Below are 25,874 nucleotides of genomic sequence, written 5' to 3' on the forward strand. Positions count from 1 at the left end.
GCGACGACGCTTGCTTCGGCTTCTTCCTGATTGAGTTCGCCGCGATCGAACTGGGACAGCCAGAGCTGGATGAGATTGGCGGAAACGCTATAAGTGCGCTGCGCATCGCGGCGCCCGATGACGCCATTGCGAATGTCCTGGCAAAACTGCAGCTTGAACTGCATCGAGTGACGGCGGTAGGGACCTCTTGGTGACATGGACCTTCTCCATTCAAGGCCCACAGAGCGTATCAGCTTTTCTTCCCCGCTGGTCCAGTCCCAGGGGTTCACTCCAGTACCGGGTCAGATCTCAACGGCAATCAACATTCTCGATGAGGCACTGGGGAGACTGCCCTACAATCCCGATTATTTCCGGCGGGCGTTCAAGGAGCGGATCGGGTACACGCCGTCGAAATTTGTCGAATTCAAGCGGCTCGAGCAGGCGATGAACATATTGGCCGCCGGGCATTCGGTGAAGGAAACTGCGGCGATGACGGGGTATCCGGACGTCTATTATTTCTCGCGGCAGTTCAAGCGGTATATGGGGACGTCGCCCTCGGCCTATCGGCTGCTGAGCCGGGCAAAGGAGTCCGGGCAGTTTATCGATGGGGTGTTTCATCGGCCGGTGGCGGGGGTGTGACGTCACGACGTTGGTGGTCGAGGTGAGTCAGCGCACCCCTCATCCGACCTGGCTCCGCCAGCCCACCTTCTCCCTCAAGGGGAGAAGAAAAGCTTTTGGTCAATCCCTGAGATTTTCATGAGCGTTGGTCGCAGGATCCCTTCTCCCCTTGAGGGAGAAGGTGGCCGCGAAGCGGTCGGATGAGGGGTGTGCAGCAGTCGGGAGCCATCGGTACGGCAGATGGTGCAACACCGAACAATGCAGGGGACGGCAAGTCGCCGCCTTGGCGACTACCGGAAAATCGAGGGGAGCCAGAGGGCGGTTTGGGGGATGTAGGTCACGATCAGGAGGACGGCGATCGCGGCGAGGTAGAAGGGCCAGATGGTCTTGATGGCTTGCCATATGGGGATGCCGCCGACGGCGCAGCCGACAAAGAGGACGGAGCCGACCGGGGGTGTGCAGAGCCCGATGCCAAGATTGAGGATCATGATGACGCCGAAATGGACCGGATCGATGCCATACGCAACGGCGACGGGGAGGAAGATCGGGGTCGTAATAATGATCAGCGGGCTCATGTCCATGAAGCTGCCCAGGAACAGCAAGAGGACGTTGATGAGCAGGAGGACGATGATCGGGTTGTCGGAAATGGTCTGCATGAAGGCGACCAATTGGGTGGGCACGCGCAGATAGGCCAACAGCCATCCGAATGTCGCGGCGCTGCCGATGACGAGGAGCACCATGGCGGTGGTGCGCACGGCGCCCAATGTTGCGGCGACGAAATCGGCCCAACTCATCGAGCGGTAGATGAGGATGGTGACGAGGAACGCGTAGATGATGGCGATGCAGGAGCTTTCGGTGGCCGTAAAGATGCCCGAGCGCACGCCGCCGAAGATAATCGCGATGAGAACGAGGCCGGGCACGGCGGCGACGAGAAGCTGGATGACTGTGTTGAGGCCGGCGAATTTTTCGGTGGGATAGCCGCGTTTGGTTGCGACGATATAGGCCGTGACCATGAGCGCGATGGTGAGCAGAAGGCCCGGAATGATGCCGGCGGTAAAGAGATCGGCGATCGAAATGCGTCCGCCGGCCGAGATCGAATAGATGATCATGTTGTGGCTGGGCGGGATCATCAGCGCGATGATGGCGGAGGTGACGGTGATGTTGACGGCGTAGTCGACGCCATAGCCGCGCGCCTTCATCTGCGGGATCATCAGCCCACCAATGGCCGAGGCGTCTGCGATGGCGGAGCCGGAAATGCCGCCGAACATCGTTGAGGCCGCGATGTTGACCTGGCCCAATCCGCCACGCAGATGGCCAACCAGCGAGCCGGCAAACGCGACCAGCCGTGCGGCAATGCCGCCGCGAACCATGAGATCGCCCGCATAGATGAAGAACGGGATGGCCATCAGCGAATAGACGGCAACGCCCGAATTCAGCCGCTGGAAGACGACGACCGGAGGCAGGCCCATGTAAAGGACCGTGGCGAAGGATGCGACGCCGAGGCAAAAGGCGATGGGGGTGCCGATCAACAGTAGCAGGACGAAGGAGCCGAAAAGGACGAAGAGTTCCATGGCTCAGTTCTCCACGGCTTCGGCGACGGCGCGATCGCCGTCCGGATCGAGCCCGGCAAATCGCTGCCAGAGCCGTTCGATGGAAAAGAGGCAAATGAGCGTGCCGCCCGTCATAATGGGGAAAAACGAGAGGCCGCCGGGAATGCCGAGGGTGGGGATGGCGGCTGGCCAGCCAAGTACGGCCAGTTGCAGGCCGTAAACGGTCATGCCGATGGCAAAGCAGAACACCACGACATCGGAGATGGAGCGCAAGACGAGCTTTACGCGGTAAGGAACGAAATAGAGCACCACATCGAAGCCCAGATGATAGCGCTCGCGCACGCCGGCGGCAGCGCCCAGGAAGATGAACCATGCCATGAGCATGACGGCCAGCGCCTCGGTGTATCTCGGTGTGGAGCCGAGGACGTAGCGGCCATAAACCTGCCAGGCGATGGCGATGGTCATCGCGACCAGGCCAACACCGGCGATCCACAAAGCGAGGGTCGAGAGGCGGGAGAGGATGGCACTATAGGCCGAGAGCGCTCTATGCATGGCGATGTCCATGGCGATCTATCTGGACGAGGGTGGGAGCGCAGCCTGTGCGGCTACGCTCCCATTTTGCTGGGAGGAGGTCCAGCGTATCGTTACTCGACGGCTTGAATGCGGGCCACGAGGTCCTGGAGTTCGGGCGTATCGACATAGCGCTCATAGACGGGCGCCATGGCATCGATGAAAGGCTGCTTGTCGATCTCGATGATTTCGGCGCCATTGGCGACGACGGTTTCGAGCGCTGCGGCTTCGGCGGCGTCCCAGAGTTCGCGCTGGTAGGCGACGGAATCGGTGGCGGCCTGTTGGATCAGCGCCTGATCTTCGGGCGAAAGGCGATCCCATGTGGATTTAGAGATCGCGAGGATTTCCGGGACGATCAGGTGCTCGTCGAGGGTGTAGTAGCCGGCGACTTCGACGTGAGCCGACGATTCATAGCTCGGGGGATTGTTTTCCGCGCCGTCGATAACCCCGGTCTGGATGGCGGAATAGACTTCACCATAGGGCATGGGGACGGCGTCGGCACCAAGCGCCACGACCATATCCACAAAGAGGTCGGACTGCATGACGCGGAATTTCTGGCCGGCCATATCCTCGATTGAGCGCACCGGAGTGTTGCCGGTGTAAAACGAGCGCGCGCCGGCGTCGTAGAAGGCGAGACCGATCAAGCCGTGCGGCTCGAAGGCGGCGAGGATGTCGGCGCCGACATCTCCATCGACGACTGAGCGCATATGGTCGGTCGAGCGGAAGATATAGGGCAGCGAAGGCACTTTGGTTTCGGGGATGATGTTATTGAACGGGCCGAAAGAGGCGCGGATGACGTCGATGACGCCGAGGCGGGTCTGCTCGATGGCGTCGGCTTCCTCGCCGAGCTGGGACGAGTGATAGACCTCAATGCCGATACGGCCATGGGAGCGCTCCATCAAAAGTTCGCCCATGTGCCGGACGGCTTCGACTGTCGGATACCCATCGGGGTGCGTATCGGAAGAGCGCAGGACGATTTCCTGCGCGCTGGCCGAGAGCGTCAATCCGGCGATGACGGCCACAGAGGCCGAAAGGCGAAAAATCATATTCATGTTGTCCTCCCTTGGACGGCCGGTTCCTCTTCCGACCGAGACGCAGATCGTGCCGCCTCCCCTGATGCGAATGCAGGTGGCCGTGTGTGCCGAAACACTTGTGGAAAGGCTTGCAGGCCATGGCGAATTCGGCCTATTGATCCTTCCATGCCTCAATCTGGTATGGAAGATTGCGGCGCATGTCAACTGACTGATCGAAGTTTTTGTATGACAACTTTATCTCCCACCCCTACCTTTCTCGACGAAACCAATGCCGAGCGCATCGTTGCTGTGTTGCGCGAGGATATCGTGCGGCTGACGCTGAAGCCTGGCGATCCTGTTTCGGAGTCGGAAACGGCGCTGCGGTTCGGGGTGTCGCGCCAGCCGGTGCGCGAGGCGCTGATCCGGCTGTCGCAATTGGGGCTGGTGAACGTGCGGGCGCGCAAGGCGACGCGGGTGGTGCCGATTTCCGAAAAAGCGGTGCTCGATGCACGGTTCGTGCGCGAGGCGCTGGAAGTGGAGATCATGCGGCGGGCTGCGCAGATGGCGACGCCGGGGTGGGATCGGGAGCTTCGCCTGCTGCTCGGATCACAAGAAGAGGCCGTGGCCGCGCAGGATCTGTCGGCGTTTCATGCGCTGGACGAAGCGTTCCACCGCAAGATCGCCGAACTGGCGGGCGTGGGGTTCGTGTGGGATCTGATCGACGCGCAAAAGGCGCAGCTCGATCGGGTGCGGTTCATGACGCTGGATTCAAATCTGGCGCTGTCGCTTGAAGAGCACAAGGCGATCACTGCCGCGATCCTTGCGGGGGACGGCGCGAAAGCGGAGGGCGTGCTGCGCAAGCATCTGGGCAAGATCACGACGCATCTTGCGACCGGGCGGCAGCGGTTTCCGGATTATTTCGTTTCCCGGTGAGACGTAAAAAAGGGCGCCCGGAGGCGCCCTTTTTCGAAATGTCGTGGCTTACTGGCCGGAGACTGCGGCCATGTGTTCCTGAGCCGAGGCGTAAAGGGCCTGGCCGTCGATGCCGATGGCGTCCATGTCGGCGAACCACTGGTCGATGGTGGCCTGCGCGGCTTCCTTCCAGCGGGCGGTTTCTTCTTCGTCGAGGGTGACGATGGAATTGCCGGCATCCACGGCGATCTGAAGACCGGCTTCATCGCCAGCATCCATAACAGCGCCGAAGGCGCGTGAGACTTCGATGCCGGAATTGGCGTCGATGACGGCGCGCAGGTCTTCGGGGAGGCCTTCATAGGTGCCGCGGTTCATGACGAAACCGAAGGTCTGGCTGTAGAGACCCTGTTCGCCCGAAAAGCCCGTATGGTTGGTGACGAGTTCGGTGAGGCGCAGCGAGGGGGTAACTTCCCACGGCACTGTCGTCGCATCGATCACGCCACGCGAGAGGGCTTCGGCGGTTTCGGGGACCGGCATGCCGACGGGCTCTGCGCCGAGCTGGCCGAGCATGTTGGAGATGATACGCGAGCCGCCGCGTACCTTCATGCCCTGAAGATCTTCAAGGGTCGCGATCGGGTCCTTGGAGTGGAACAGGCCGGGGCCGTGCGTGTGGAGCGCGATGACGTGAACCGAGGCGAACTCGTCGGCGGAGTTTTCCATCACGTAATTGTAGAAGGCTTCCGAGGAGTCTTCGCCATTGGTGATGAGGAAGGGCAGCTCGAACACTTCCGATTTCGGGAAGCGGCCGGGGGTGTAGCCGAGCACCGTCCAGATGACGTCGACGACGCCGTCCTGGGCCTGGGCAAAGAGGCTGTCGGGCGCGCCGCCAAGCTGCATGGCCGGATAAAGCTCGACGGCGATGCGGCCATCGGACTCGGCTTCGATGGCTTCGGCCCATGGGGCGATCGCCTGGGACGGGATGGGGGCCTGCGCGGGCAGGAACTGGTGAACGCGAAGCGTTACGTCCTGGCCCATGGCCGTCGCTGTGAAGGCGACCGAGGCAAGTGCCCCAAGCAGGATGGATTTGAGTTTCATTTGGTCTCTCTCCCTTTGTTGCACGTTTTGTGCGTCTAGATGGTGGTTAGTAGAACAGCCAGACCAGCGCCAATGTTATGGGCGGGAAGGCAACGAGGATGATGGTGCGGATGATGTCGCTGGCCACGAATGGCAGCACACCGCGATAGGTCTCGGACAGCCGGACCTTCTTGGCCATGGAGTTGATGATGAACAGATTCATCCCCACCGGTGGCGTGATCAGCCCCACCTCCACGACGATAAGAACGATGATCCCGAACCAGACGGCGAAATCGTCGGGCGCAAGGCCGAAATCGAGCGCCAGCATCATCGGATAGACGATGGGCACGGTGAGCAGGATCATGGACAGAGAATCCATGACGCAGCCCAGCACGAGATAGAGCAACAGCACGACGGTCAGGACCAGCCAAGGATTGAGCCCCTGATCGCCCACCCAGGCGGCTGCGACCTGTGGCAATTGCGAGAGGGCAAGGAAGCTGTTGAGCGCGGCGGCACCGAGCACGATGAAAAAAATCATCGCGGTGGCCGATGCTGTCGAGAGAAAGACTTCCGACAGTCCACGGCGGCTGAGCGAGCGGGTGGCCAGTGCGATGATGCCTGTGCCGGCGGCGCCGATGGCGGCGGCCTCGGTGGGGGTGAAGATGCCCGTATAGATGCCGCCGATCACGGCGATAAAGACGGCGATAACCGGCCAGATGCCGACCAGCTGGCTGAAGCGCTGGCCATAGGGCACGCGCTCTCGTTGGCCGCCCGAGCCGGGTGCCATGCGCACATAGATGGCGATGACGATGATATAGCCGATGGCGGCGAGGATGCCCGGCAGGAAAGCGGCCATGAACAGGCGCGCGATGTTCTGTTCGGTCTGGACGGCGAAGATGACCAGAATGACCGAGGGCGGAATGAGAATGCCCAGGGTGCCGCCGGCGGCGACGGTGCCTGTCGAAAGCGCGCCGGAATAGCCATACTTTTTAAGTTCGGGCAGTGCGACCTTGCCCATGGTGGCGGCGGTGGCGAGCGAGGAGCCGCAGATGGCGCCAAAGCCGGCAGAGGCGCCGATGGCGGCCATCGCCACGCCGCCCTTGCGATGGCCCAGCCACGAGGCGGCTGCATCAAAGAGCTTGCCACTCATGCCCGAAAGGGTCGCAAAAGCGCCCATGAGCAGGAACAGGGGGACGACGGAAAGCGAATAGGACGAAAACGTCGAATAGGTGAGGCTCTTGAACTGGGCGAGCATGGGATTAAAGCTGCCCGTGATCAGGAACGAGCCGAAGACGCCCGTGGCCAGCATGGCGATACCGATGGGCACGCGCAGGAAAATCAGGCCTAGCATGACGGGAAATGACAGAAGGCCGAGAAGGACGTTGCTCATATCTCGGCTCCGGCGCGATCGGGTTCGGTGCGGCCCGTCACGGCATTGGTGACCGAGCGCCCGAGGACATAAATGGCGACGATGACGAACACCGAAGCGCCGACAAAGGCGGCAGCGTAGGCCCAGCCAAGCGGCACGCGCAGCAAGAGCGTGGTTTCGCGGAAGGCGAACTTGTCTAGCATGCCGTCATAGAGCCGCCAGGCGATAAAGGCGGCGGTGGCCAGCATCATGGCGTCGGTTATGACCAGCAGCCAGGCGTTGAACCGGGGACCGAAGCGATCTGTGATGAGGGTCACGATGGCGTGGCCGCGCTCGAGGTGCGCCCAGGGCAGGAAGGTAAAGACGGTGAAGGCGATGCCCATCGAGGACAATTCATAATCGCCCAGAATGGGGCGAAGGCCGGCCCAGATGAAGGTGCGTCCGATGATCGAGAGGGTGATCATGATGATGACCGCGACCATGACGACGCCGCCCAGAAGGGCTAGTCCCTTGGCCAAGCCATATACACTTCGCCCCAATGGCGAATTGTCCTGAAACACATCATCCTCCCATCAAGATGCACGGCACCTTAGCGCATCTTATCCTCACAACCCCAGCCGCAACGGGTGGGATTGCCCTGCGTCGAACGTGGCCCGAAGGCGCGAAATCCAACAATAGACGATGCAGACAAAAAATTGGATAATCGAAACATCCCTCCCCGTCGCCTGCATACGCAGAAAACACCGCCGTATCCTCCATCGCGCGGCGTTTGTTATCAATCATAACAAATATCTGGACGCGGACTCAAGTGCCTATTGCGCCACCGGCCGGTTGGCGCGGGAGGTGGCACGATCGGCGGGAAACGCTTATAGGTTTGGGGCATAACAAACGGAATTTCGGCCATGACCGCCCCGCTTATTTCGCAGACCGAGCCCGAACTTCGCACCGAGGCGACGACCGACATTGTGGGCTATCGCCTGCGGCGGGCCCAGCTTTCGGTGTTCCAGCGCTTCAACGCAGCGTTCGAGATGCTCAATCTGCGGCCGGCGGAATATTCGGTGCTTGTGCTGATTGCCGACAATCCGGGGCGCAAGCAGACCGAGATCGCGGAAATCCTGGGGATCAAACGTGCCAATTTCGTTGCCCTGGTCACCGGGCTGGAGACGCGCGGGCTGATTGAGCGGCAGGCGGCGCCGGGGGATCGGAGGGCCAATGCGCTTTATCTGACGGCGGATGGGGTCAAGTTTCTCGATGAGGCGCGGGCGATACAGGACCGGTTCGAGGCCGATTGCATCGCGCGGCTGGGGGGCGTCGAGCGACGTGACGCACTGCTGAGGCTACTCGATACGTTGTGCTAAGCCAAGTATCGCAAGGCCCCCTCACCCGCCGCTTTGCGTCGACCTCTCCCCCAAAGGGAGAGGTGACGAAGGGAAATCCCCGCCAGGCTCGATCGCCGCTTGAAGCGTGGCGGTGGGCGGGCACAATGGGCGAATCACAGCCGATCCCCTCATCAACAGACCACCGAGACGCATGACCTTATTTGCCGCCGACCGCACGCGACGCCCGGATGGACTTTCGGTGCTGCAATCGGTGTTCGGGCTGAACGCGTTTCGCGGGCAGCAGGGCGATGTGGTGGAGCATGTGATCGGGGGCGGCGATGCCGTCGTGCTGTTTCCCACGGGCGCGGGGAAATCGCTCTGCTACCAGATCCCGGCGATCTGTCGGCATGGGGTGGGGATCGTCGTTTCGCCGCTGATCGCCTTGATGCGCGATCAGGTGGAGGCGCTGAAACAGGCCGGGGTGAAGGCTGCGGCGCTCAATTCGTCTCTGTCGCTCGATGAGGTGCGCGCGGTGCGCCAGGCATTGCGCGACGGGGAACTCGATCTGCTCTATGTGGCGCCGGAGCGGTTTTCGGCCAATGGATTTTATGAACTTCTGGCGGGCATCGAGATCGCGCTGTTTGCCATCGACGAAGCCCATTGCGTGAGCCAGTGGGGGCATGATTTCAGACCGGAATATCGCGAACTCGTCAAACTCAAGGAGATGTTTCCCGAGGTACCGCGCATCGCTTTGACGGCGACGGCGGACCCAACCACGCGGGCCGATATCATCGAACGGCTGGGGCTGGAAGCGGCGCAGACGTTCATCTCGAGTTTCGATAGGCCCAATATTTCCTACACGATCGTCGAGCGGGCCAATGCGCGGGCGCAATTGCTCGATTTTCTCAAGGGGCATCAGGGGGTGAGCGGGATCGTCTATTGCCTGTCGCGCGCCAAGGTGGAGGCCGTGGCGGAATTTTTGAACGACAAGGGCATTCCCGCCCTGCCCTATCACGCGGGGCTGGAAGGGCGGGTACGGTCGGCTAACCAGGATGCGTTTTTGAAGAACGACGCCGTGTGTCTTGTGGCGACGGTGGCGTTCGGGATGGGGATCGACAAGCCCGACGTACGCTATGTGGCGCATATGGATCTGCCATCCTCGATCGAGGCGTATTATCAGGAGACGGGGCGCGCGGGGCGAGACGGGCAGCCGTCGGACGCGTGGATGTGCTACGGGCTTTCGGACGTCAGCCAGAGGCGGCGGATGATTTCGGAGGGCAATGCGCCCGACGTGGTCAAGCGGCTGGAAAACACCAAGCTCAATGCGCTTTTGGGCGTGTGCGAGACCGCGGGCTGTCGGCGGCAGGCGGTGCTGGCGCATTTCGGCGAGGCGCATCCGGGCGGGTGCGGGAACTGCGATACCTGTTTGAACCCGGTGGACACCTGGGACGGGACGGATGCCGCCAACAAGGTGATGTCGGCGATCTACCGCACCGGGCAGCGGTTCGGGGCGGCGCATGTGATCGACGTGGTGATGGGGAAGGTGACCGAGAAGGTCGAAAAGTTTCGCCACGACCAATTGCCGGTGTTCGGCGTGGGGCGCGATATCGATGTCAAGACGTGGCGGTCGGTGGCGCGGCAATTGACGGCGATGGGGCTGGTGCATGTCAACCACGAGGCGCATGGGGCGCTGGCACTCGATCCTGGGGCGCGGGCGGTGTTTCGCGGCGAACGGACAGTGACGCTACGGCGCGACCAGCAACGCAAGACGCGCGACACCAACCGGGCTTTGGCCGGACCCGATCTGACGCCGCAGGCGCGGGAGTTGTTTGACAAGCTGCGCGCGCGGCGGCGGGAGATCGCGACCGAACAGGGCGTGCCGCCTTATGTGGTGTTTCAGGACACGACATTGCGCGCCATGGCCACCGCGCGGCCGGAGACGCTGGCGGCGATGCGCGATCTACCGGGGGTCGGCGACAGCAAGCTGGGGCGGTATGGGGCGGTGTTTCTGGCGGTGATTGCGGGGCGGTAGGGCCGTTGGCGCAGGCGGTGACCTTTTCACTGACTCAGCAAGGCCCCCTCACCCCAGCCCTCTCCCCCAAGGGAGAGGGAGTTCGATTGCGGCTTTTCGAGCTATAATGGCGACTTCAAAGACCGCGGCACGATGAGCCCTTTCCGTTGGGAGATGGTGGCCGGCAGGCCGGTGAGGGGGCCTTGGGCGCTAGTCGAGCGAGCTAAAGCCCGTCGCGGAAACGGGCGATTTCGGTGCGGAGGGTGTCGATGCCGGTGGCTTTTTCCGAGGAGGTGAGGATGATCTCGGGGTGAGCTGCCGGGCGCTTGGCGATGAATTTGGCAGTCGCGGCGATGATGGCGGCGAGGTCTTTTTCCAGCATTTTGTCGGCTTTGGTCAAGACCACCTGATAGGAGACGGCGGCCTTGTCGAGTTCGTTCATGACGGTGGCGTCATTGGCCTTGGGACCGTGGCGGGCGTCGACCAGGACATAGACGCGGCGCAGATTAGGGCGACCGCGCAGGAACTGGTGGATGAGCTTGTTCCATTTTTCGACGGCGGGCTTGGGGGCCTTGGCAAAGCCGTAGCCGGGCATATCGACGATGCGGATGCCCCCCGTTTCCGGGGCGAAGAGGTTGAGTTCCTGGGTGCGACCAGGGGTGTTCGACGTGCGGGCAAGACTGCCCTGCCCAACCAGCGCATTGATCAGGGATGATTTGCCGACGTTGGAGCGCCCGGCGAAGGCGACCTCGACGATGTCGTCGGCAGGCAGATCGGAGACGCGGACGCAGCCTTTGAGGAACACCCAGGGGCGGGCGAACAGCAGGCGGACATTTTCGGGCAGGTCGGTCATTGGACGATCCGGTTGGCAGTGTGCGCTGCAGCGTGAAGCAATTGGACGCAAAAGAGAAGGGCCGGTTTCCCGGCCCTTTGTCGTTTGCCTGAACTGTTACTCGGCGGCCTTGGGCTTGCGCTTGAACGAGTTCTTGATGTTGCCGAGCAGGTCGACCGTGACGCCGTGGCGGCGCATGATGAACCATTGCTGGACAACCGAAAGGAAGTTGTTCCACGCCCAGTAGATGACGAGACCAGCTGGGAATGTGGCCAGCATAAAGGTGAAGATCACCGGCATCCAGTTGAAGATCATCGCCTGGGTCGGATCGGCCGGCGGCGGGTTGAGGCGCATCTGGACCCACATGGTGATGCCCATGATGAGCGGCCAGATGCCGAGCATCAGGAACGAGCCGATGACCGGGACGCTCGAGGGATCGTAGGGCAGAAGACCGAACAGGTTGAAGATCGTGGTGGGATCGGGCGCGGCGAGATCCTGAATCCAGCCGAAGAACGGCGCATGGCGCATTTCGATGGTGACGAACAGAACCTTATAGAGCGCAAAGAACACCGGAATCTGGATGAGGATCGGCCAACAGCCCGAGAGCGGATTGATCTTCTCGGTCTTGTAGAGCTCCATCATCGCCTGCTGCTGGGCAGCGCGGTCTTCCTTATGCTTTTCCTGGATTTCCTTCATCTTGGGCTGCACGCGGCGCATATTGGCCATGGACGCGTAGCTCTTGTTGGCGAGCGGGAAGAAGATCGCCTTGATGATGACGGTAACGGCCAGGATGGCGAGGCCGAAATTGCCCAAAAACTCGTAGAGCAGCCTGATGAGATAGAACATCGGCTTGGTGATGAAATGGAACCAGCCCCAGTCGATGATCAGCTCGAACCGGTCGATGCCATAGCCCTGCTCATAGCTGTCGATGATCGACTCGACCTTGGCGCCGGCAAAGGCAAGGCTCTCGTGGCTGGCGGTGCCGCCGGCGGGAACCACGACCGGGCTCTGGGCCACATAATTGGCGCGATAATCATTGCCCGAGGGCGCGCTGGTGCCGTGGAAATAGCGGGCGTTGATGGTTTCGTCCTGGGGCGGGATGATGGCCGTCGCCCAGTATTTGTCGGTAAAGCCCAGCCAACCGCCGGTCGATGCGAAATCGATCTGGCCGTCTTCCTGGATATCGCCATAGGAGCGCTCGACGAGATTGTTTTCTCCAAGAACGCCGATCGGGCCCTCGTGCAGGATGAAGAAATTCTGCGTTTCGGGCGTGTAGAGACGGGAAATGCGCGAATAGGGGAACAGCGCGACATCGCCAGCGCCCTGGTTTTCGACCGTCTGTTCGACCGAGAACATATAGTTGTCATCGACCGAAATGGTGCGGGAGAACACAAGGCCCTGGCCGTTGTCCCAGGAAAGGGTGATCGGGGTTTCGGCGGTAAGGGTCGTGCCCTGGGTCAGCTCCCAGACCGTCTGGCTGTCGGGCAGCGCCACGGTGGCGCCGGCGGACGCGACCCAGCCGTGTTCGAGATAATAGGGAAGCGGCGAGCCGGCCGGGGACAGCAGCGTAATGGTTGGGCTGTCGGCGTCGGGGGTCTCGTTATAGTGGTTGAGATGCAGATCGTCGATGCGGGCACCGGCGAGGTTGATCGAGCCGGAGAGGGAATCGGTTTCAATCGCAACGCGGGTGGAGGCCCCAAGGGCTGCCTCGCGGTTTTCAAAGACCGTGGCGTCGCCCGCGGCAGGTGCCGCTACCGAACCATCGGCGGCGGGAGCGGCAAGATCTGCGCTGTCCTGGGCGGCCTGTTGCTGCTCGGCGGCGACCTGCGCCTGGCGCTGGGCCTGTTCGAGCTGCGGGCCGGCGATGAAGAACTGCCATCCAAAGAGCACGAGCATGCTCAGGACGACGGCCAGGATCATATTGCGATTGTTTTCGTTCATTGCTCTGGATGTCCGCTCGGCCCTGGGGCCCTGGTAGTCTCTGAAGGATCCCGCTCCGCTGCGCCGTTGCCGGCTTTTGCGGACTGGGTCCCGTGCGCGCGCCTGAGGGCTTTTTCGAGGTCCTCGACCAGCGCGGCGAACGGTTCGGTCAGGCTCTCGCGGCGTCCGATCAACACGTAATCATGGCCGGCAACGAGCCGAGTGGCGGAGGCTCTGACGACTTCGCGCAGACGCCGCTTGATGCGATTGCGCTCGGGCGCGTTGCCCACCTTCTTGGTGACGGTATATCCCACGCCCGGCTGGGGGTCGGCAACCGCTACCGCCTGCAACACAAAGCCGCGCCTGGCAACTTTCGTGCCCCGCGCGGCTTTCAAAAACTGCGCCCGCTTCTTGAGGCGGCGCGTCGGCGATGCCGGGGTGTCCGGCATGACACCGCGAACGCCTGGGCCTTAAGCCGAGAGCCGCTTGCGGCCGACGGCACGACGACGGTTCAAGATCTTGCGGCCATTCTTGGTCGCCATGCGGGCACGGAAACCGTGACGGCGGGCGCGCACAAGATTGCTCGGCTGAAAAGTACGCTTCATGGGCTTTACACCGCGCGCTGGGCCGCGCGATCCTCTGGTAAACTCTAGGGTTGCAAATCGGGTCTTGCCGCACACGGCAAAGGACAAGCGTCCTCTGGCCCATGGCGAAGGTTGGCCGGCTTATAGGGAAAAGGGGTGGGCAAGTCAATTGACGCGAGGACACAATTTGGCCAACAGCCCCCTGCTCTGTGCACCATGCAGCTTTGCGTGTCCGGGTTCTGGCCAGACCCGATGCTGCACGCTAATAGTGCGCAATCATCGACGACACAACAAACCGCATTGGGGGCAGGCTTGGCGCAAGAGGACAAGGTCGATCTCGCGATCATCGGGGCCGGCCCGGCAGGCATCGCCGCAGCCCAGGCCGCAGCAGCGCTCAACGCCAAAGTTGTTCTGATAGAGGCCGGCGAACTCGGCGGGGTTTCGCACAATTGGGGCACCCTGCCCGCCCAGGCTTTGACCCACGCCGCCGAACGCGCCCACCAGATTCGCACAGCGAAAACGCTGGGCCTGGCGCCCGGCGAGCCCAGGGTCAATTTCGGCCGCATCAATGCGCGAATCCGCGATGTCGTGGAAATGGCCGCACCCGATATCTCGGACGAACGCCTCAAGGCGCAGGGCATCTCGCTCGTGCGCGGCAAAGCGAAATTTACCGGACGCGACACCATTGCGGTCGACGACCGAAGCTACAAGGCGCGGAATATCCTGATTGCCACAGGATCGCGCCCGCTGGTGCCAGAAATTCCCGGGATGGACGACGTCCCATATTTTACGCCCGAGACGATATTCGAGCTCAATCGCAAGCCGGGCCACCTCGTTGTCGTCGGCGGCGGAGGCACCGGTCTGGCACTGGCACAGGCGCATCTGCGGCTCGGGGCCAAAGTGACGGTTATCGACATGGTCGAACCCTTGGCCGACATCGACCACGAATTGGCCGAAGCGGTGCTGCGACGCCTGCGCGGCGAAGGGCTCGAGATCCGGACGCATACGGGGGTTGTTGCCGTGGCCACCGAGGGCGAGGAGATCGCCATCGATATCAAGACCGGACCGGATGAAGAGCGGATCGTTGCGACCCATCTCTTATTTGCAACGGGCCGGCGCGCGGTGCTGGACGAGCTCGAGCTTACCACTGCGGGAATCAGGCTTAGTGGTGGCCTGCCCCAGTTGCGGGCCGGCGGGCGCACGACGAACCGGCGGGTGCGGATCGTCGGCGATGCTGCGGGTGGGCACGGCGCGCATGCGGCGCGTCATGGCGGCGAACGGGCTGTGGCGGCCATGCTGGGCGGCGCCGATCGCGAGGCGATCGTGCCCAATGTCATCCATACGCGACCGGCCATTGTCCAGATCGGACCGTCTGAGCGGGAGGCGCGCAATCGCTGGGGCGATACCATCGCCATAACGCGGGCTGGATTTGCCCAGACCGACGCCGCGAGGGCAGCGGCAGAGCCGCATGGGCATATCAAGATGATCACCCGCGCCGATGGGCGGATCGTTTCGGTGGGCATGGTGGGACCGGCCGCGCCCGAACTGGCACCGCTGTTTGCGCTGGCGATCTCGCTCAAGCTGACCCCGCATGACCTTGCCGGCACGCTGGCGCCGCACCCGACATTTGGCGAGGCCGTGAGCCGGCTCGTCGCCGATTATGCTCGCCACCACCCGAGGCGTAGCGCCGCGGGTTGGGGCGATCGACTTAAGCGCTTGTTGCCATAGGGAAAATCGGGCGGTAGTCTGGAGCCATGACGCAAGACATCGCCAAGGTGCCCGGCCCCCTCGCCGGACTGAGTGTCAAGCTGATCACCGCCATTGCGCTGGTCATCCTGCTCATTGAGATCGCCGTGTTCCTGCCCTCGCTGGCCAATTACCGCGCCGGGTGGCTCGAAGACCGCCTGCGCGTCGGCGCTGTCGCGGTCCGCGTGTTCGACGCAGTGCCCGATATCATGGATCTGCCCGCCGAGGTGACCGATCCGCTGCTGCAGGCCGCCGGGGCGATCGCCATCGTCTATCGCCGCGAGGGGCAGACCGACCTCATCGCGCTCGATGCTGTCACCATGCCCGAGGTCACCCACCTTGCCGACATGCGCGACGCCAACCCCATGACGCTGATTGCCGACGCGCTCGACACGCTGGTGTTCGGCGGGCAGCGGACGCTTCGAATCGTCGGCACCCCCCTGGGCGCGGGCGATGCTGTGGTCGAGGTGATCATGCCCGAAAATCCATTGCGGGCCGACCTTTTGACTTATGCGGGCAATATCGCGATGGTTTCGATCGTCGTGGCGGGGGTCACTGCGTTCGTCATCTATGTGCTGGCCGAAAGCGTTCTGATCGGGCCGATCAAGCGGCTGACGTCATCGATGTTGGCCTTTCGCGAAAATCCGGAAAACGGCACGTTGATTTTCGTGCCCGAGGACAATCGGCGCGATGAGATCGGGGTGTTGGAACGCGCTATTGCCGATACCCAGGCCGAGCTTTTCGCCATGCTGCGCCAAAGGCGGCATCTGGCTGATCTGGGCATGGCGGTGTCCAAGATCAATCACGATTTGCGCAACATGCTGACCTCGGCGCAATTGCTGTCCGACCAGGTGGCCAATCTCGACGATCCGCAGGTGCAAAGGCTGGCGCCGCGCCTCGTCAACACACTCGACAAGGCCATCGCGTTCGCCCAGACGGTGCTTGATTATGGGCGCCAGCAGACCAGCCTGCCCAAGCCCGAGCCCGTGGATTTGCGCGCGCTCGGCATGGAGGCTGCGGTTTCGGCGGCGCTGATCGGGCATCCAAGGATCGTTTTCGACAATCAGGTGCCCGATGATGTCGTTGTGACGACCGATCCCGATCATCTGGCGCGGGTGCTCGTCAACATCTTTAAGAATGCGCGCGAGGCGCTGGAGGACAAGGGCGACAAGATAGCCTCGCCCTTCATTCGCTATTCGGCCACTATCGATGGCGAGCTTATCCGGCTGTTTATCGCCGATAACGGGCCCGGACTGCCGCCGCGGGCCAAGGACAATCTGTTCGTGGCGTTCGAGGGGTCGGCCAAGGCCGGCGGCACCGGGCTGGGACTGGCGATCGCGCGCGAACTCGTCGAGGCCAATGGCGGCGCGATTGCGCTTGTGGAAAGCCGCGAAGGCACGGTCTTTTCCATCGAACTGCCGCTTGATTTAGGCGTTGCGGCACGGAAGCGCTGAGACGCCAAGTCCTTGTTCGCGCACGCTTCCCCAGCACGGCGGCCCATTTCGCCCTCGTCAAAATTGTTTACGCCCGAGGGTTGTGGGCGGCGAGGGAAATTGATTGCAAACTTTGCCAATCTCGCCCTTGCAATGGCCGCCAAGCCAGTATAAGCGTTGCGCCTGCCGCTGGGGACCGCCCCAGTTCGGGTCTCCGAAACGGCACTGCGCGCCCGTAGCTCAGCTGGATAGAGCACCAGACTACGAATCTGGGGGTCAGGAGTTCGAATCTCTTCGGGCGCGCCATAATTTCAAGGGCTTAGCTAAGCACCCCACACTAGTTCAGAATTTTAATGTGGGGTTTAGTGTGGGGTTTTCGTGGTGAAGCGCCAGCACTGGCGGACGCCGTGACGATCGCAAGCTCTGCTGCGATCAGCAGTTGTTGGTATTCGGCCGATATCTCGAGTTTAGGATTGAATCGGAAGCGGACGCACACGAGCGCGAACTTCTTCATAAAGCTGGATCTGTCCAGGCATGGCTACCGTCACTGCTAGTCCAAACGGTACGGCTTCGTCTTCGATTCCGCCGGCGTCAGGTTCTCGCTGAACGCGCAGAGGGAACGACATAGACGGCGTGACGATGGCCGCACGCTGACCGCTCCAGCACCGGGTATAGACCGTGCCACGATTGGTCTGGTTGATGTCAGGCTGGCTTTTGTGCGCCGCGACGCCTAGGCCATCAATGTCGTCGGGATCGAGTATCTTCATGCGCACGGCCCGATATGCCTTGCGGCCAGGCAGAACGGGCGTAAGCCACGCAAGAGTAGCCGATATGAAATGCGGCTGTGCTCTGCCGCCGATCGCGGCCGGGATCGGCACCAATACATCGACACTTCGCTCGTTTGCCAGGGAGCCAACGGCCCAGAACGTTGCCCGATCGGCCGCGCAGGCTACCGCATCGTCTGGGTCAAGCGCTCCATAACCAATGAATCGGCGGATGTTGTCTTTCTGGCGCGGCGCCTGCCCCCTGCCGAACGGTCCCAGGAGCCCCTTGATGAGCGCTGTAGTTTCTTCGGGCCAACGAGCGGGATGGACCAAAAGGGCCTTGAGCAGTACGGCGCGTTCCGCGTTGCTCAGTTGCAGAAAGTCCTGCCCATATTCGGCTTCAAGCGCGTCGTGAATCCGATGTGCCGTTCGCGAGGCAAGGGCGGCAGCGGCGCTCGTTCCGTTGGTATAGGCTTCTGCACCTTCCAGTCCAACCGGTGCTGGAGGCGCCGCAACCTTCAAACCGGCTCCTCTGCTAGCGCGGGCTGGAGCGACGACGATGCCTGCACCACTTCTGACCACGCGCACGTGTTCGCGCGAACCCGGCATTAGAATGTCCGGTTTGACGGCATTCGCAAAGCCAGGCCCAAGGGCGCTGGAAGGATTGGCCGTATCGAGCGCCGGAAACGGATTGATGTTGGTTCGCGCGAACACGCGATCCGCGTGAGGCACGAAGTCGGTGTTCCGGGCGCCAATGGTCAGCCCGTTGATCGTCTCCGCCGGGGATAATAGGCGTCGATCAGCTTGAACATCTGCCAGCGCTCGAACGACCCCACGGGCGCGATCGGCGTCCTGCGCATTCTCGAAATCCAGGGTGTTATCAAATCCCGGCACCGGAAATTCATCGGTCACGTTGCCAGCGCTGACAATGAACAGAATCCCAAACCGATAGGCCAAGCGATCCAGCAATCTTGCCCAGGGCGAGAGCTGGCCATGAAACGGCCGGCGGGCATTTCCCAGCGAAATATTGACGATGATAACGTGAGGTGCGGATGGCTCCGGGCGACCACGCATGCGCGTCACAGCCTGATAGATCAGATCGACTATCAGCCGATCAGCAGGAAATCGATCGGCGGCGCCGAGCACGGGAATGCAATGTATCTGCCTGGGTAACGGTGGTTCCGATTGGTTGCGGTCACCATGTACGATGAGGGAGGTCATGGCCGAACCATGAACACGCTCGGCGACCAAGGCGTTCGGTTCCAGTCCGAACAGGTCTTCAACGCTCACATGTTGCCGTAGGAGTGGGTGACCAACCATCGGCACGCCATCGAGCACCGCCAGGATCGGATCGTTAGCCACCGCTGGCGGCAAAGCGACGGGCGCAGGGGCAACCGTATCGGCGACGTCAATTTCGGTGACGATGCTTTGCGGCCGGATATACATGACCTGCTCGATCCCGGCCAGGCTGGCCGGAGAGCGTTCGATGATGGACCGTATCGCACCGACGGGCAGCCGCGCCAGAACGGCGTGATAGGCGATGTCATCGAGCCGCGCCCGACTGAGCACAACACCACCATAGGCCGCGATCGCCCGGGTCACATTTGTTTCGTTTGCTGAAGCCGCCTCGGCGCCAGGCCGGAACACGATCTCCACTTCGAGCGGGATCTGTTCGTCGTCGGCCTTGCCGAAGATTTCCTCTTCGAGAATTGTAGCATCGGCAGGCTGCACGCGATCACCCGGCCCCCAGGGCCGCAGATCCCGCAGACAGGCGAAAACGTCCCGCCATGGCGTATGTCCGTCAGGGAGATCACGGCCAGCCATCCAAGTCTGCCAGAGACTTTCGATCTGGCGAAGAGCGCGCATGTCGGGAACCAGGAGGTAGGCTACCGGCGCAGCGTCCTCATCGCTCGCCAATTCCTCCTCGTCGATCAACTCGAGGCCAGGGACATTGGCGGTCGCCTTGGCGAACGCGGCGATATTGCCACGCACCTCGAACACAAGCAGTCGTTCGGGAGCCAGCGCGGCGGGGTCGGCCCGCAACTCAAGGGCCGCTGGGTCGCGTGCCAGCACTTCGGACAGACGCCTAAACCGTTGGCCAAACCGTCGCTCCTGGTCCGCCTTTGGAAAGGCGTCAGGCCGTGGGATTACGACTGGGCCTTTTCGTCGAACCCTTGCCTGCGGTTGCCCTGGGTTTATCCTCAGAAGCGGTTTGGTCGGATCGCTCGGCATTCATCACCTCTGGTCGCACTCGACTTGCCCAGAGGTCTAGTTCCGCACGTAGTGCGTCATCGACTGAAAGCTCCCCCAAGCCCAATATTTGTCGTCTTCTTACATTCTGACAGAAATCGACCGCTTCTGCGTAGCTCAACTCACCGAGCTTGGCTCCGATCGCGCGCGCAGAAAGTCGCGGTTGATCAGGCCATTGCGACATGACCCGGTCGAGGAAGGCTGCGACCTGTCTTTTGTCAGGAGCCGGGAACGCCAAGCGTAGTTGGAACCGCCGCCAGACGGCGCGGTCGAGGAGCTCGGCATGGTTGGTCGCAGCGATGACGATGACATAGCTCGGAAGCTGGTCGAGCTGCATCAGCAAAAACGAAACGACACGCTTGATCTCGCCAGTCTCATGCGTGTCGCCACGCTCTTTGCCGATGGCGTCGAACTCGTCGAAAAAGAGTACGCTCGGCCGGGTACGAACATAGTCGAAAAGTTTGCGCAGGCGGGTATTGGTTTCGCCCAGATAGCTGCCGATGAGCGCATCGTAGCGGACCATGAAGAATGGCAAACCCAAGGCTTCCGCAACAGCCTCGGCAAACGAGGTCTTGCCGTTACCTGGAGGGCCCGACAGCAGGACGCGATGACGCGGTTCGTAGCCATGAGCACGCAAGACATCCGCACGCACATGTTCTTCGATCAGTTGTCGGCCGCCCTGCTGGACGGGTAGCGGCAGGAGAAGTTGGGCCAACTGCGCCCGTGGTTCGATCTCAAGGATCGAATCCTTGCCGGCGCCAGCTAAATTGATGGTTGTGGTGAGGGCTGGCGGCGTCACCGGAACAGCAGACAACGCCCGTTCCAGACGATCCGCCACGATATGATGATTCTGCGCACGCTCTTCGGCGACCAGGGCCTCGGCTGTTGACTTCAGCATATCCCGATCGCCGGTCGCGCCGGCGCGTACGAGGGAAACGAGAAGGTCACTACGGGCCATGGTTGCTGACGGATCTTTCACATTCTTTGGACGACGCCGTCCGATATCGAATCCTACACCAAAAGTCGTCAACTGTCTTGATGCTGCCTCTATCGTCACCAACGGTCTGGAAGTGGTACATCTTGCTCACGAGCGGGCAGCGATTTCATGTTCCAGATCGCGCTTTCGCAAAGGCCCGATCCGTTGCCATGAACCGCTGGACCATCGGCGCTATGAGCTTCGTGGGATCAGGGATTGGCTGCCCGGTCTCGCGGCCGAGCACCTCGGCATAAGCGACGAGATCCCGATTGACGGCGGCCGGCAGTTCGATGGTGACCATAACTGGCTTCTCGTCAACGATGGGCCCGAGCTTGAGCTTGGTCATGGTCGACTCTTCCTTATTGATATGGCTCGAGCACAAGGTCCCGATTGACCAGAATCCGCACGGGAAAGCCCGGGCGAATGGTCAAGGTGGGCTGGATGTTGATCTGACGCTGCACGATCTGCTGGCCGACGTCCTGGGCGGTGCCCTGGGCGCTCTCGCGAATGACATCGGCGATCTCGCTCTCCTCGCCTGACGATCCGAGGTTCGTTCCGACGCCAAGGAGGGTCGAAAGCGCGGCCGCCTGGAAGATGCGGCCCCAATGATAGTCCACCTCGTCTTCAAGGCCGGCGAAGCCCATCGTGTCGGTTCCCGGCTGGTTATCCAAGAGGATCGACCGACCATTAGGCAGGATCAGGCGATCCCATACCAGAAGAACACGGGACTGCCCGAAGGCGATCTGGCTGTCATAGCGGCCGATGAGCCGCGCGCCCTGGGGGATGAGGAGATAGCGCCCGGTCGGCGTGTCATAGACCGGGCTCGTCACCTGGGCAGTGATCTGGCCGGGGAGGTCCGATCGAATACCCGTGATCAGCGCGGCCGGTATGATCGAACCCGCCTGCACGAGATAAGGAGAGGCCGGCAGCATCAGGGTTTCGGCGCTGACGGCGCGCGTATCGGCCTCGCCGGTCAGGAAGTCGAGCTTGCGATCCTGCATATTCTGTGCGGCACCGGCGTCGAGCGGCAGAGGTGCTTCGGCAGCGACCGGAGCGATCAAGTCCGGCATGGTGAGCTGCGGAAGCGATGGCAGGCTTTGCGCCGAAACGGCCGTGTTGGCGCCGACGAAGAGCTGGCTCAAACGCGCGGATTCGATCTCGGCCAGGCGCGCCTGCTCCTCGCGGTCGATGGCGGACGGCTGGAGCGGCGGCACCACAACCGGCTGGCCGCGCTCCTGGGCTTCGAGAATGGCGCGACCAAGATCGCCGGGCAGCGCCGGGCCGAGCTGGGGCACGCCGGCATAGTCGGACGGCAGGGTGTTCAAGCCCTCGGCGGCCGGGCGGTTGTCGATGCTGTAGAGTTCCTGACCGGGATCGGCGCCGCGGCGGTTGGTGTCGAGCGCCCAGATCAGCGCGCCGAGCACAGCAACGCCCGAGACGCCGACCAGGCCGATGATGACGCGGCGCGACAACCGGGTGACCTTCGGCATTTCGGGCTGCAGCCGCAGCTCGGCGCGAATGTCGGGCGCCTCGCTCATGGCCGCCGCCCATCGGTGCGCACGATCCGCACGATGCGCTGGCTATTGCCGTCGCCGAGGCGCAGTTCGGCGGCGGCAAAGAGGCGGTCGACGATCATGTAGTTGTCGCGAACGCGGTAGTTGACCAGTTCGGTGCCGCCGGCCGCGCCGATGGTGAAGAGCGGGGGAAGTTCCCCTTGGACAATGCCGGACGGAAACTCGATATAGACTTTCTGACTATCGTCGAAGGCGCGTAGCGGGCGCCATGGCGTGCTGTCGCCCTCGATCGCGTAGCGGAAGTTGAGATTGGCGATATCGACGCCCTGGGCGATGGGGGTCTGGGCCTGCACCTGGGCGTTCTGCTGGCGCAGGGCGATGAGCTGGTCTTGAGGGTATTGCCACGAGACCTGAGCCATATAGGCCGTCTCGGTCGAATTGAACTCGAGGAGATAAGTGCGCCTATCGGTGTTGATGATCACGTTGGTCGTCAGACCCGGCCGCGTCGGCTTGACGAGAATGTGGATCTGGCGCGCGTCCCCCGCTCCGCTTTCCGTGTCTCCCACGATCCAGCGCACGGTGTCGCCGAGCGCGACGGGACCGGCGCCGACAAGGGATTCGCCGGGTTGCAAGGCGATGTCCGTGACCTGACCGGGGGCGGCGTAGACCTGATAGAGTGCGCCGGCGGTGAAGGGATAGACCTGAACCGCATTGATATAGCCGTCCTGGCTCGGCTCCATGCGGGCTTCCTCATTGGCGTCGAGCACGCGATCGGCGGGATCGCGATCGTCAGGCTCGCGCTCGGCGTCGAGGGGACGGAGCTGGCCGGGCAGCGGCAGCGGTGTCGGCAGTTCCACAACCTGCACCGGCGCGGGCGGGTCGACGGTGAGCACGGCCGGGGCCATGTCGTCATAGTCGATCTCGGGCGGGATGTAGGTGCGGTTGGTGGCGCAGCCCGACAGCGCGAGGGCGAAGACAAAAATGGCCGGCAGGGAGACGGGCAGTTTTTTTGGGCTGATGGTGCGTGCGATGCTCATTGTCCGAGTTCCCTCGACCAGTTGATGGCGTTGACATAGACGCCCAGCGGATTGGCGCGCAGGGCATCGGCGGTGCGGGGCTGGCGGATGATTGTGGTGAGGATGGCGGTCCAGCGCTCGGTGCGGGCGAGCTGGCCGTTCTCATAGCGGCGCTCGGTCCAGGCGATGCGGAACGAACTGTCCGACGCCCTTATGACACTCGACACCTCGACGGCGATCTGTTCGCGGCCGACCCGCTCGAACGGTTCGCTCAAGCGGGCATAGTCGTTGAGCGCCATGGCGCCACGATCGGTCGTGTAATTGTAGGCGTCGAGCCAGTTCTGCCGCACCACGACGGGGTCGGCCGAGATCGAACGGACCTGCTCGATGAAGCGGGCGAGATGCCAGGCGACCTGCGCATCGGTGGGTTGGTAATCGGCGATGGCCGGGGCGACGGTGCGGGCCTCGCCATGCTGGTCGACTTCCACCACCCAGGGCACCACGGTTCCGCGCGCCGACTGCCAGACAAGCGCGGCGGCAAAGCCGGCTGTGAGGATCAGCGAGCCAAAGGCCATCAATCGCCAGTTCCGGGCCTGCACGCGAGCCGAGCCGATACGTTCGTCCCAGACCTGGGCCGCGCGTTGGTACGGCGTTTCGGGTTCGGGCGTTTCGCCGTAGTGGGATTGAGGGCGTCGAAAGAGCGAAAACATCAGCGGTCGTCCTGCTGGAGGGAAACGGAGGCGCCGCCGCCGCCGGAATCGCCGGAGCGGACGACGTGAGCGGCGGTGGTGACGCCGTGGCTCATGGTCTGGGACCGGTGCATGCGCCTGGCCCATTCGGGTTGACCGGAAGCTCCCGCTGCGGCCCCTGCGGCATCGGCGGATTGGTTCGGGGTGCTCTGACCTGCTGCGGCGCGCACCGTGTTGGCCCCCGCTGCGGCGCCTTCGCGCAACGGGGCCACGGCACGTTGGCCCAAGGCCCGCATGCCTTGACCGGCAAGAGCACCGCCCGCGCCGATCATGCCGCCGACACCGCCGGGGATGGCGCCAGGACCGGTCTTGCCCGAGGTTTCGGCGCCGATGGAATAGGCGGACGAAGCGGCGCCGCCAGCCGTCGCCAAACCACGTGCAGCACCCGGGACCGCACCAGCAAGGGCGCGGCCACCCATGAAACTGGCTGCGCCTATGCCGGCGACGGCAAGGCCGGTGCCGGCAGCCGCTCCCGCGCCGAGCTGGGGCGCGCCGGACACCAGGCCGGTGGCGATGCCGGGGCCGAAGATCGACAAGCCCATCAGCGCAAGCGCGGCAAGGACCAGCGCCATCGCATCAGAGATGGTGGGCTGATCACCCCCAAAGCCCTGGGTGAACTCATTGAAGAGGCCAGAGCCAATGCCGACGATGACGGCCAGGACCAGAATCTTCACCCCGGAGGCAACGATATTGCCCAGGACCTTTTCGGCAAGGAAGGCGGTCTTGTTGAAGAGCGCGAAGGGGATGAGGACGAAGCCGGCGAGCGTCGTCAGCTTGAACTCTACCAGCGTCACGAAGATCTGCACCGACAGCACGAAGAAGGCGATGAGCACGATGATCCAGGCGACCAGCAGCACGACGATCTGCACGAGGTTGAAGAAGACGGCCGGAAAGCCGAGCAACTGACTGGCGGAATCGAGCAGCGGTTGCGCGGCGTCGAGCCCGGTCTGGGCGACGGCGCCGGGGCGCAGAAGTTCATCGGCGGTGATCTGGGAACCGCCGGCCAACAGCCCAAGCCCGGAAAAGCTCTGGAAGACGATCTGGGCGAGGCCGTTGAAGTTGCCGATGATGAAAGCGAAGAAGCCGATATAGAGGGTCTTCTTCATCAGGCGCTGGATCACGTCCTCGTCGGCGCCCCAGGCCCAGAACAGGCCCGCGAGCGTGATGTCGATGACGATCAGGGTGGTCGTGAGAAACGCAATCTCGCCGCCCAACAGCCCGAAGCCAGAGTCGATATAGGTGGTGAAGGTGTCGAGGAAGCGGTCGATGACGCCGGTATTGTTCACGGGGCCAGCTCCCCATGTCCGGATTCTTGATCATCGACCGCTTCCTCTGCGGTCTCCCCTACAGGGGGCAGCGCGGAGGAGACCGATCCGACAGTGTCGGTTCGACTTTGCTCTCGTGGTTCGGGCGCGCGCTCGGTGCCCAGGAACCGCCGCTGTTCTTCCGACCAGGCAGCGAGGCAGCTTTCATCCTCGGCGGCCGCCATGCCGAGGTCGCGGCAGCGGATCAACTCGGCGTCTCCCGTGCTGGAACCGGAGGAGACCGAACCCGGTACAGCTTGGCGGCCGGCATCGAGATTATGGAACATGACGATCAGCGCGACGGCCGCGATCACCAGCGTGGCGACCAGCGTCAGCCGCACGACGATGCTGTCTTGGGGACGCGGGCGCAT

At 62.8% G+C, this 25,874-nt stretch carries 24 protein-coding genes, 1 tRNA gene and 1 pseudogene; 7 read left to right on the top strand and 19 right to left on the bottom strand.

Annotation, left to right across the window (positions count from 1 at the left end):
* A pseudogene (locus BLR31_RS16425) lies at window positions 1-197 on the bottom strand (transposase); the annotation flags it as partial.
* Here BLR31_RS16425 and BLR31_RS16430 point away from each other — a divergent pair.
* Window positions 196-618 (top strand): helix-turn-helix domain-containing protein, encoded by a 423-nt coding sequence (locus tag BLR31_RS16430; protein WP_425287263.1) that lies wholly within the window; start codon window positions 196-198, stop codon window positions 616-618. The pseudogene BLR31_RS16425 and the gene BLR31_RS16430 sit on opposite strands and share 2 nt — an antisense overlap.
* Window positions 619-887: 269 nt before the next feature.
* On the opposite strand, the gene BLR31_RS16435 is transcribed toward BLR31_RS16430, so the two are convergent.
* The 3 genes from BLR31_RS16435 to BLR31_RS16445 all read right to left on the bottom strand — a co-directional run bounded on the left by BLR31_RS16435 (window position 888) and on the right by BLR31_RS16445 (window position 3,769).
* On the bottom strand, window positions 888-2,168 hold the full coding sequence (locus BLR31_RS16435; protein WP_090597878.1) for a TRAP transporter large permease: 1,281 nt from the start codon (window positions 2,166-2,168) through the stop codon (window positions 888-890).
* A gap of 3 nt (window positions 2,169-2,171) precedes the next feature.
* A complete protein-coding gene (locus BLR31_RS16440) occupies window positions 2,172-2,699 on the bottom strand; it encodes a TRAP transporter small permease (RefSeq protein WP_090598023.1) in 528 nt (175 codons plus the stop codon).
* A 92-nt stretch (window positions 2,700-2,791) separates the two neighbouring features.
* Window positions 2,792-3,769: a TRAP transporter substrate-binding protein gene (locus tag BLR31_RS16445; RefSeq protein ID WP_090597880.1), complete on the bottom strand. Its 978-nt coding sequence runs from the start codon at window positions 3,767-3,769 to the stop codon at window positions 2,792-2,794.
* Between the two features lie 207 nt (window positions 3,770-3,976).
* Between BLR31_RS16445 and BLR31_RS16450 the strand changes: the two genes are divergently transcribed.
* The gene (locus tag BLR31_RS16450; RefSeq protein WP_176762715.1) at window positions 3,977-4,663 is read left to right on the top strand and encodes a GntR family transcriptional regulator; all 687 of its coding nucleotides are present in this window, start codon (window positions 3,977-3,979) and stop codon (window positions 4,661-4,663) included.
* 48 nt (window positions 4,664-4,711) lie between these two features.
* On the opposite strand, the gene BLR31_RS16455 is transcribed toward BLR31_RS16450, so the two are convergent.
* The 3 genes from BLR31_RS16455 to BLR31_RS16465 are packed head-to-tail and all read right to left on the bottom strand — an operon-like array spanning window position 4,712 to window position 7,645.
* Window positions 4,712-5,737 (bottom strand): TRAP transporter substrate-binding protein, encoded by a 1,026-nt coding sequence (locus BLR31_RS16455; RefSeq protein ID WP_090597884.1) that lies wholly within the window; start codon window positions 5,735-5,737, stop codon window positions 4,712-4,714.
* Between the two features lie 46 nt (window positions 5,738-5,783).
* Complete coding sequence (locus tag BLR31_RS16460) at window positions 5,784-7,106, bottom strand: TRAP transporter large permease (RefSeq protein ID WP_090597886.1); 1,323 nt, start codon at window positions 7,104-7,106, stop codon at window positions 5,784-5,786.
* Entirely contained in the window at window positions 7,103-7,645 is a 543-nt protein-coding gene (locus tag BLR31_RS16465) for a TRAP transporter small permease (protein WP_090597888.1), read from the bottom strand. The genes BLR31_RS16460 and BLR31_RS16465 overlap by 4 nt, the downstream gene beginning before the upstream one ends.
* A 342-nt stretch (window positions 7,646-7,987) precedes the next feature.
* Between BLR31_RS16465 and BLR31_RS16470 the strand changes: the two genes are divergently transcribed.
* Together BLR31_RS16470 and recQ are read left to right on the top strand one after the other, a co-directional pair.
* Window positions 7,988-8,443, top strand: a complete 456-nt coding sequence (locus BLR31_RS16470; RefSeq protein WP_090597890.1) for a MarR family winged helix-turn-helix transcriptional regulator — start codon at window positions 7,988-7,990, stop codon at window positions 8,441-8,443.
* A gap of 172 nt (window positions 8,444-8,615) precedes the next feature.
* On the top strand, window positions 8,616-10,436 hold the full coding sequence (gene recQ / locus BLR31_RS16475; RefSeq protein WP_090597892.1) for a DNA helicase RecQ: 1,821 nt from the start codon (window positions 8,616-8,618) through the stop codon (window positions 10,434-10,436).
* Between the two features lie 202 nt (window positions 10,437-10,638).
* Here the strand turns inward: recQ and yihA are convergent, their stop codons facing one another.
* The 4 genes from yihA to rpmH all read right to left on the bottom strand — a co-directional run bounded on the left by yihA (window position 10,639) and on the right by rpmH (window position 13,772).
* Window positions 10,639-11,259, bottom strand: a complete 621-nt coding sequence (gene yihA / locus BLR31_RS16480) for a ribosome biogenesis GTP-binding protein YihA/YsxC (RefSeq protein ID WP_176762722.1) — start codon at window positions 11,257-11,259, stop codon at window positions 10,639-10,641.
* A 105-nt stretch (window positions 11,260-11,364) separates the two neighbouring features.
* A complete protein-coding gene (gene yidC / locus BLR31_RS16485; protein ID WP_090597896.1) occupies window positions 11,365-13,188 on the bottom strand; it encodes a membrane protein insertase YidC in 1,824 nt (607 codons plus the stop codon).
* The gene (gene rnpA, locus BLR31_RS16490; RefSeq protein WP_090597898.1) at window positions 13,185-13,616 is read right to left on the bottom strand and encodes a ribonuclease P protein component; all 432 of its coding nucleotides are present in this window, start codon (window positions 13,614-13,616) and stop codon (window positions 13,185-13,187) included. The genes yidC and rnpA overlap by 4 nt, the downstream gene beginning before the upstream one ends.
* A gap of 21 nt (window positions 13,617-13,637) precedes the next feature.
* Window positions 13,638-13,772 (bottom strand): 50S ribosomal protein L34, encoded by a 135-nt coding sequence (rpmH, locus tag BLR31_RS16495; RefSeq protein ID WP_090597900.1) that lies wholly within the window; start codon window positions 13,770-13,772, stop codon window positions 13,638-13,640.
* A gap of 291 nt (window positions 13,773-14,063) precedes the next feature.
* On the opposite strand from rpmH, the gene BLR31_RS16500 reads away from it, so the two are divergent.
* The 3 genes from BLR31_RS16500 to BLR31_RS16510 all read left to right on the top strand — a co-directional run bounded on the left by BLR31_RS16500 (window position 14,064) and on the right by BLR31_RS16510 (window position 17,236).
* Window positions 14,064-15,479: an FAD-dependent oxidoreductase gene (locus BLR31_RS16500; protein WP_176762716.1), complete on the top strand. Its 1,416-nt coding sequence runs from the start codon at window positions 14,064-14,066 to the stop codon at window positions 15,477-15,479.
* 26 nt (window positions 15,480-15,505) lie between these two features.
* Window positions 15,506-16,951: a sensor histidine kinase gene (locus BLR31_RS16505; protein WP_090597905.1), complete on the top strand. Its 1,446-nt coding sequence runs from the start codon at window positions 15,506-15,508 to the stop codon at window positions 16,949-16,951.
* Between the two features lie 208 nt (window positions 16,952-17,159).
* Window positions 17,160-17,236: transfer RNA gene (locus BLR31_RS16510), tRNA-Arg, on the top strand.
* A 161-nt stretch (window positions 17,237-17,397) separates the two neighbouring features.
* On the opposite strand, the gene BLR31_RS16515 is transcribed toward BLR31_RS16510, so the two are convergent.
* From BLR31_RS16515 to trbK-alt, 8 genes are all read right to left on the bottom strand, one after another.
* Window positions 17,398-19,767 (bottom strand): S8 family serine peptidase, encoded by a 2,370-nt coding sequence (locus BLR31_RS16515; protein WP_090597908.1) that lies wholly within the window; start codon window positions 19,765-19,767, stop codon window positions 17,398-17,400.
* Between the two features lie 61 nt (window positions 19,768-19,828).
* On the bottom strand, window positions 19,829-21,001 hold the full coding sequence (locus BLR31_RS16520; RefSeq protein ID WP_244505106.1) for an AAA family ATPase: 1,173 nt from the start codon (window positions 20,999-21,001) through the stop codon (window positions 19,829-19,831).
* A 46-nt stretch (window positions 21,002-21,047) separates the two neighbouring features.
* Entirely contained in the window at window positions 21,048-21,266 is a 219-nt protein-coding gene (locus tag BLR31_RS16525; protein ID WP_090597912.1) for a DUF2274 domain-containing protein, read from the bottom strand.
* Between the two features lie 13 nt (window positions 21,267-21,279).
* Window positions 21,280-22,458, bottom strand: a complete 1,179-nt coding sequence (locus tag BLR31_RS16530) for a TraB/TrbI/VirB10 family type IV secretion system protein (RefSeq protein WP_090597914.1) — start codon at window positions 22,456-22,458, stop codon at window positions 21,280-21,282.
* On the bottom strand, window positions 22,455-23,471 hold the full coding sequence (trbG, locus tag BLR31_RS16535) for a P-type conjugative transfer protein TrbG (RefSeq protein ID WP_090597915.1): 1,017 nt from the start codon (window positions 23,469-23,471) through the stop codon (window positions 22,455-22,457). Before trbG ends, BLR31_RS16530 begins: the two co-directional genes overlap by 4 nt.
* Window positions 23,468-24,160, bottom strand: a complete 693-nt coding sequence (gene trbF, locus BLR31_RS16540) for a conjugal transfer protein TrbF (protein ID WP_090597917.1) — start codon at window positions 24,158-24,160, stop codon at window positions 23,468-23,470. Before trbF ends, trbG begins: the two co-directional genes overlap by 4 nt.
* Complete coding sequence (gene trbL / locus BLR31_RS16545; protein WP_090597919.1) at window positions 24,160-25,485, bottom strand: P-type conjugative transfer protein TrbL; 1,326 nt, start codon at window positions 25,483-25,485, stop codon at window positions 24,160-24,162. Before trbL ends, trbF begins: the two co-directional genes overlap by 1 nt.
* A complete protein-coding gene (gene trbK-alt, locus BLR31_RS16550) occupies window positions 25,482-25,874 on the bottom strand; it encodes a putative entry exclusion protein TrbK-alt (RefSeq protein ID WP_090597921.1) in 393 nt (130 codons plus the stop codon). The genes trbL and trbK-alt overlap by 4 nt, the downstream gene beginning before the upstream one ends.

The sequence above is a fragment of the Pelagibacterium luteolum genome, from assembly GCF_900100665.1.
Taxonomy (GTDB): domain Bacteria; phylum Pseudomonadota; class Alphaproteobacteria; order Rhizobiales; family Devosiaceae; genus Pelagibacterium; species Pelagibacterium luteolum.